General features: G+C 43.9%; 6 protein-coding genes. All 6 read left to right on the forward strand.

The features are described from left to right. Window positions 1-161: 161 nt before the first annotated feature. Window positions 162-1,697, forward strand: coding sequence for a cardiolipin synthase (gene cls / locus BTU61_RS03840; protein ID WP_200772401.1), 1,536 nt, complete (start codon window positions 162-164; stop codon window positions 1,695-1,697). 162 nt (window positions 1,698-1,859) lie between these two features. Continuing rightward, window positions 1,860-3,659, forward strand: coding sequence for an MFS transporter (locus BTU61_RS03845; RefSeq protein ID WP_200772402.1), 1,800 nt, complete (start codon window positions 1,860-1,862; stop codon window positions 3,657-3,659). Window positions 3,660-3,784: 125 nt separating this feature from the next. Beyond that, window positions 3,785-5,995: an anaerobic ribonucleoside-triphosphate reductase gene (gene nrdD / locus BTU61_RS03850; protein ID WP_200772403.1), complete on the forward strand. Its 2,211-nt coding sequence runs from the start codon at window positions 3,785-3,787 to the stop codon at window positions 5,993-5,995. A gap of 11 nt (window positions 5,996-6,006) precedes the next feature. After that, window positions 6,007-6,147: a hypothetical protein gene (locus tag BTU61_RS03855; protein WP_200772404.1), complete on the forward strand. Its 141-nt coding sequence runs from the start codon at window positions 6,007-6,009 to the stop codon at window positions 6,145-6,147. A 37-nt stretch (window positions 6,148-6,184) separates the two neighbouring features. After that, a complete protein-coding gene (locus tag BTU61_RS03860; RefSeq protein WP_200772405.1) occupies window positions 6,185-6,685 on the forward strand; it encodes a GNAT family N-acetyltransferase in 501 nt (166 codons plus the stop codon). Between the two features lie 4 nt (window positions 6,686-6,689). Continuing rightward, complete coding sequence (nrdG, locus tag BTU61_RS03865) at window positions 6,690-7,295, forward strand: anaerobic ribonucleoside-triphosphate reductase activating protein (protein WP_187538400.1); 606 nt, start codon at window positions 6,690-6,692, stop codon at window positions 7,293-7,295. Window positions 7,296-7,334: the final 39 nt, after the last annotated feature.

Here is a 7,334-nt window from a genome sequence, read left to right on the forward strand (position 1 = left end):
CTGTGCGGAGGTGGGACGATGAAATCGAATTCTAACGAATGACCGATTTCTGTCCCACTCTCTTTTTACTTGTTTTTGCTCTTCCCTAATAGAGATTTGGCTGGACGTTGCATCGGAAAAGAAGAATTGTTATACTAGTAGAAAGAAAAAGGAGGATGTTTGTGACCTTTCGAAAATTACGTCTCTTAATGTCCAAGTATGGATTTAGTATCTTGTTTATGGGCTTTGAACTATGGGCTTCCTTTGCGGGCTTCTTCTGGCTAAACAAATGGTTTCCGCACTGGCTGTCTGTGGCGGTCATTGGGCTCTTGTATGTGACGACGATTCTTGCCATAGTGAATCGCAATACCCCTCCGGAAAACAAGGTGACTTGGCTCTTGATTGCCGTGATTCCTGTCTTTGGCTCCCTCTTGTATCTCATGTTTGGCGAACGGCGCCTGTCCAAAAAAGAAATGGCCCAGCTGAAAAATATGGAATCAATGAAGTTTCGAGAAGACAATAGCAAACAATTACGCGCGGAACTCAAGCAAGAGAGCAAGGCAGTTTATGGTATGGTCAAATCCATTCTATCCATGGACCACAATGCAGATCTCTATAATGGAACAGCTTCGACCTTTTATCCCCTTGGGGAAAACATGTATGAGCAACTCCTAGAGGATCTGAAAGCTGCAAAAAAATTTATCTTTATCGAATTTTATATCATTGATGAAGGCTTGATGTGGAATAGTATTCTGGAGATTTTAGAGCAGAAGATTAAAGAAGGGGTCGAGGTGAAACTTCTTTATGACGATATCGGCTGCATGGCAACCTTGTCCGGAAATTACACTCGTCGCTTGCAAAAAATGGGGATTGATGCGCATAAATTTAATAAAGTGATTCCACGTTTGACCGTAGCCTACAATAATCGGGACCACCGCAAAATTTTGGTCATCGATGGTCAAGTTGGCTATACGGGCGGGGTCAATCTAGCAGATGAGTATATCAACCATATCGAGCGTTTTGGTCACTGGAAGGATAGTGCTGTTCGCTTGGATGGGCGCGCAGTCAAGGCCCTAACGCGGCTCTTTTTGATGAACTGGTACATTAACCGTGGAGAAATTGAGGATTTTGATCGCTACCATATTGAGAATAAGGCGGTTGAAGGCCAAGGCCTCTATATCCCGTATGGAAGTGGTCCTAAGCCAATGTACAAATCCCAGGTCGGAAAAACGGTTTACCAGAATATTATCAACCAAGCGACAGATTACGTCTACATCACAACGCCCTACTTGATTATTGACTATGATTTGACAGAGGATATTCGAAATGCAGCCCTTCGTGGGGTAGATGTTCGAATCGTAACGCCTCATATCCCAGATAAGAAGTTGATTCAAATCGTTACACGTGGGGCTTACTTAGATCTGATGGATGCTGGGGTGAAAATTTATGAATACACACCTGGCTTTATTCACAGCAAGCAAGTCTTGGCGGACGATGAAGTAGCGGTTGTAGGGTCGATTAATTTTGACTATCGGAGTTTGGTCCATCACTATGAGAATGCGGTTTGGATGTATCAAACACCAGCTTTGAAAGACATACGAGCGGACTTTGAACACATCTTTGAAGTGTCTCAAGAGATTACCGAGGATACCTTCCGCTTTACTTGGCACCAAAGTTTAATCAAAGAAATCATGCAATTATTTGCGCCAATGTTGTAAGAAGAGTAGAACGAGTGAGAAAGAGTTCGAGAGATAATCTCGGCTCTTTTTCAAATGACTGTAAGAGGCTGACAGAGACAGTAGAATTTGGTATACTAGAGAAGGAAATGAGTTTTTTTGAAAATGAAAGAGCAAAAGGAACATCTAGGAAAAGGAAAAAGAATGAGCGAAAAAGAGCAAGAAATGACTTCGAAAAAATTGGGCATTCACGTTGGAGATAGTTTCCAAGATACACGTGAAATTCGTGAAGTGCTAGACAAGTCAGTCTTTCGAGAAGAAGAGCCAATGCATGGGAGTCGGGCAGAAGTCTTAGAAGAGCCGGTCACCACGGCTGTATCTGAGCCTGAGTCTGAACCGGTCGTGGAGGAAACTTCAGAGCCAAAACAAGAACAAACCTTGAGCCGGATGAGTCGTCATGCGCGTGAAGCTGCAAAACCAGTGCTAGAAGAAACAGCGACAAAATCTGAGGTGGAAGAAGAGCCTAGACATGCCCACCGTCAATGGAAGCGTCCAGTACCGGTTGTGATTCCTTTGATTTGTAGTATCTTGCTTAGTTTGTTGCATGTTGGTTTGCCATTTTTGACGCGCTTTGCCACCAATCAGCAGTCTCAAAATCTCTATGCAGGTTGGGCGATGACGAGAGGTCAAGCTCCATTTGGTGATTTTTATGGGACCAATGGTTTTCTTTATTATGTGATCAACTGGCTTGGCAGCCTAGCAGGTGGCCATTGGATTCTGGTGATGCTACAGGCAGTTGCCCTCTTTTATGCAGGAACTTCTCTGTATCAGATGGTGCGCTTGCTGGTGGCGAATAAAGCAACTGCTCAGAATGTTCAATTGCTCTTTTATTTCTTGCTACTGGCTCTTGGTTTTGGAGGGACTTATGTGACCTTCTTTAGCCTTCCTGTTTTGTTTGCAAGTATGAATCTGATCTTGGCTTATTTCATTGGGCATCGTAAGGATGAAGCCTTCGTTGTCTATGGAGCGATGGCGGCGATTGCCTTCTTGATCGAACCAATGACCAGCGCCTTGTTTTACCTCTTGGCCTTTCTTGGTTTAACAGCCTTCAATATCAAGCAAAAGAGATGGGCGCGTGGCTTTTATCAATTCTTAGCAGTCTTACTTGGTTTTTCGATTGTCTTTTATCCGATCGGCTATGTGACTGTTTGGAATCAGACCTTTGGCTATGCCATTAACCAAGTGACCTATGTCTTGAATGCCTTAAATTATAGCAATGGACAAGCCTTTAGCAATGGGATTTATTACAGCTTATTGGCCCTTACCTTGGGGCTTGTCTCGGCATTTTTGATGACCTTTAACAAGCAAAAAAATACGCAGCTACGGATCTTCCGCTTTATTGGCTGGGTAGGATGTTTGGTCGTCTTCGTCATTTCGATCGGTCTTCCTGAGCAAGGAGCTTATCAATTTTTACAAATGTTGCCATTTGTCCTTCCCTTGTTTGCCATTTGGTTTTCACGAGATGGGGAAGAAAGCGAGTCTACAAAACGCCGCGCTCGTAAGGGGAAAACCAAGGAAGTCTGGTCTGCTTACTTCACCAGCCAAGCTTTCTTGCCTCTAGTAGCCTTTGTCTATTTAATCGCTTATCCAATCGCTCAGGACTTGGTTCTTCAACCAGGACAATCCAGTGAGCGGAGTGCCATTGCCAGCTATATCCAAGACCATAGTAAGAAAAAGGATACCATCTATGCTTGGGATACGACGGCGACTCTTTATCAAGAGAGCCAACGCCTATCCGCTTCAGCTTTATTGACACCGACTTCCTATCTAGGGATTAACGAGAACCGGACCAATGTGATCCAACAAATCGATCGAGCCCAACCGAAGTATATTGTGGTGAATAATCAGGTCGAACTGACCACTGAGATGAAGCAACTCTTGAAAGCAAATTACCGTCTTGTAGACAAGAAATATTCTCATTTCAAAGTCTATCAAGCCTCTTAATAAAATCAATATCTTGTGTTTTAGAAAGATTTCTACAAATTTTTCCACAAGATATTGATTTTTATTTTTCTAGTGGTATAATACATCTTGTATGATGTAAAAGTAATGAAAGAAGGCAATTTGCGATGATCACCTTGAGAGAAGAACAACTGAGAATGGCTCCTGATATTTTTGTAGAAAAACGAGATGGCCGTCGGGTTCCATTCGATGTTGAAAAAATTTATAAAGCCTTGTTAAAGGCGACAAAAGAAGTGACTTCTCTCACTCCGGTGATGGAAGCCAAACTAGAGGCCATTGTTGACCGTATTATTGCAGAAATTTTGGAGCGCTTTCCAAATGGCGTGAAGATCTATGAGATTCAAAATGTGGTCGAACACGAGTTACTTCAAGCCAATGAATACGCAATTGCTGAGAGCTATATCACTTACCGGACCCAGCGGGATTTTGAGCGTTCAAAAGCGACGGATATCAACTTTACGATTGGTAAACTCCTCAATAAAGACCAAGCCGTCGTCAATGAAAATGCCAATAAGGACAGCGATGTCTTTAATACGCAACGGGACTTGACGGCGGGGATTGTCGGTAAGTCTATTGGTCTCAAAATGTTGCCTAAACACGTAGCCAATGCCCACCAAAAAGGGGATATCCACTACCATGATTTGGACTATAGCCCTTATACACCGATGACCAACTGCTGTTTGATTGATTTTGAAGGTATGCTGAAAAATGGCTTTAAGATTGGGAATGCAGAAGTAGAAAGTCCTAAATCTATCCAAACTGCAACGGCACAGATCTCGCAGATTATTGCCAATGTAGCTTCTAGTCAGTACGGGGGTTGCTCGGCTGACCGGATCGATGAGGTCCTGGCCCCTTATGCAGAAAAGAACTACCAAAAACACTTGGCAGATGCCAAAGAGTGGGTGCTCCCTGAAAAGCAAGAGGACTATGCTTGGAGCAAGACTCAAAAAGATATCTATGATGCCATGCAATCACTGGAATATGAGATCAATACCCTCTTTACTTCAAACGGACAAACTCCTTTCACTTCGCTTGGTTTTGGTCTTGGAACCAATCGCTTCGAACGGGAAATTCAAAAGGCGATTCTGGAAATTCGGATCAAGGGTCTTGGATCGGAACATCGGACTGCTATTTTTCCAAAACTGATCTTTACCCTCAAGCGGGGCCTCAACCTAGAGCCTGGAACGCCTAACTATGATATCAAGCAATTGGCCTTGGAATGTGCGACGAAGCGCATGTATCCGGACGTTTTGTCTTATGACAAAATTGTCGAATTAACAGGCTCTTTCAAGGTTCCGATGGGATGTCGTTCTTTCCTTCAAGGTTGGAAGGACGAGAATGGTGTGGAAGTTAATTCTGGCCGAATGAATCTTGGAGTCGTGACGGTCAATCTTCCACGGATTGCTCTTGAATCTGAAGGTGACAAAGAAAAGTTCTGGCAAATCTTTAATGAACGGATGAATATCGCTGAGGATGCCTTGGTTTACCGGGTGGAACGCACCAAAGAAGCGACACCAGCCAATGCACCGATTCTCTACCAATATGGGGCTTTCGGGAAACGCTTGGGCAAATATGATCAGGTAGATCAGCTCTTCCGTCATCGCAGAGCGACTGTTTCTCTTGGTTATATCGGACTCTACGAAGTCGCAACCGTCTTTTATGGCCCAAATTGGGAACATAATCCAGAAGCCAAACAATTCACGATCGATATCATCAAGGATATGAAAGCGCGCGTGGAAGAATGGTCTGAACAGTATGATTACCACTTCTCTATTTATTCGACACCGTCAGAAAGCTTGACAGACCGCTTCTGTCGTCTGGATACGGAGAAATTTGGTAAGGTTCCGGATATCACAGACAAGGAATACTACACCAATAGTTTCCACTACGATGTTCGTAAGAACCCAACGCCATTTGAGAAGTTGGATTTTGAAAAAGTTTATCCAGAAGCTGGGGCGTCTGGTGGCTTTATCCACTATTGTGAGTATCCTGTGCTCCAACAAAATCCAAAAGCCCTTGAAGCGGTTTGGGATTATGCCTATGACCGGGTCGGTTATCTCGGGACTAATACGCCGATTGACCGTTGTTACAAGTGTGATTTTGAAGGAGATTTCACGCCGACTGAGCGCGGATTTGCTTGTCCAAATTGTGGCAATAGTGATCCAAAAACGGTAGATGTAGTCAAACGAACTTGTGGTTATCTAGGAAACCCTCAAGCTCGTCCGATGGTCAATGGCCGCCACAAGGAAATCGCTGCGCGTGTCAAACACATGAACGGGTCTACTATCAAGTATGGTGGACATGAAGTGACAGATTAGAAAAGGATATTATGGGAAAATACCAATTAGACGATAAGGGCAAGGCCCAGGTTCAACGATTCCACGAAAAGCATTCAAAGGGTGGAATCAATAAAAAAAACCGAGTAGCCAGCCTGAGAGAGCAATTTTTAAATAAAAATAAGAAAAAGTGAGAGTCCGCTCTCGCTTTTCTCATATGGGGAGGTAAAGATGGAATTACGCAGACCTACACTAGCAGATAAAGAAACCATTCTAAACATGATGGCAGAGTTCGAAGAGGCCCAATCAGCGCACGACGGCGGCTTTTGGGATGCTGAGAACTTTGATTATGAGAAGTGGCTAGAAACTAACCTTAATAAAGAAATGGGAATAGGATTGCCTGAAAATCGCGTCCCATCAATTCAGTTCGTATTGTTTGATAAATCAGGCCATGCTTTAGGTTTTTTAAATTTACGATTGAGACTGAATGAAGGACTGCTGAATTATGCAGGGAATATAGGATATTCTATTCGCCCTTCTGAAAGGGGAAAAGGTTATGCCAAGGAAGCTCTTCATCAAGGTCTGCAAGTGGCTAAAGAAAAGAACATTCATCGTGCTCTGGTGACATGTAGCACGGAAAATCCTGCCAGCCGAGCTGTTATCTTAGCTAATGGTGGCCAGTTGGAGGATGTTCGAAATGGAACGGAGCGTTATTGGATAGAAGTGGAGTAGAAGGATGACATGGAATACACCTAAACCAGGCGAATGGAAGAGTGAGGAACTGAGTCAAGGGCGCATCATTGATTACAAGGCTTTTAACTTTGTCGATGGAGAAGGAGTGCGTAACTCTCTTTATGTGGCCGGATGCATGTTTCACTGTGAGGGATGTTACAATGTAGCCACCTGGTCTTTCAATGCAGGTATTCCCTACACCAAAGAGTTAGAAGAGCAGATCATGGCTGATCTGGCCCAACCCTATGTCCAGGGCTTGACCCTGCTTGGGGGAGAACCCTTTCTCAACACTGGCATCCTGTTGCCTTTGGTCAAGCGCGTGAGAAAAGAGCTACCCGACAAAGATATCTGGTCTTGGACCGGTTACACTTGGGAAGAGCTGATGCTGGAAACGCCAGACAAATTAGAGCTTCTCTCACTGATTGATATTCTGGTCGATGGGCGCTATGATAAGAGCAAACGCAACCTGATGTTGCAGTTTCGTGGTTCATCCAACCAGCGGATTATTGATGTTCAACAATCTCTCAAAGAAGGAAAAGTCGTCATCTGGGACAAGCTCAATGATGGCAAAGAAGCCTTTGAACAAGTCAAACGGGACGATCTTTTGTAGGCTGTTTAGCTGAGAGTGGGACAGCTTCAACAGTCTGGG

Origin of the sequence: Streptococcus lactarius, from assembly GCF_016642265.1 — a bacterium.
Lineage (GTDB): Bacteria > Bacillota > Bacilli > Lactobacillales > Streptococcaceae > Streptococcus > Streptococcus lactarius.

Coding starts and splice junctions, on each gene's coding strand:
- BTU61_RS03845 (WP_200772402.1), top strand. CDS start 1,860: ATGAGCGAAAAAGAGCAAGAAATGACTTCGAAAAAATTGGGCATTCAC.
- nrdD (WP_200772403.1), top strand. CDS start 3,785: ATGATCACCTTGAGAGAAGAACAACTGAGAATGGCTCCTGATATTTTT.
- BTU61_RS03855 (WP_200772404.1), top strand. CDS start 6,007: ATGGGAAAATACCAATTAGACGATAAGGGCAAGGCCCAGGTTCAACGA.
- BTU61_RS03860 (WP_200772405.1), top strand. CDS start 6,185: ATGGAATTACGCAGACCTACACTAGCAGATAAAGAAACCATTCTAAAC.
- nrdG (WP_187538400.1), top strand. CDS start 6,690: ATGACATGGAATACACCTAAACCAGGCGAATGGAAGAGTGAGGAACTG.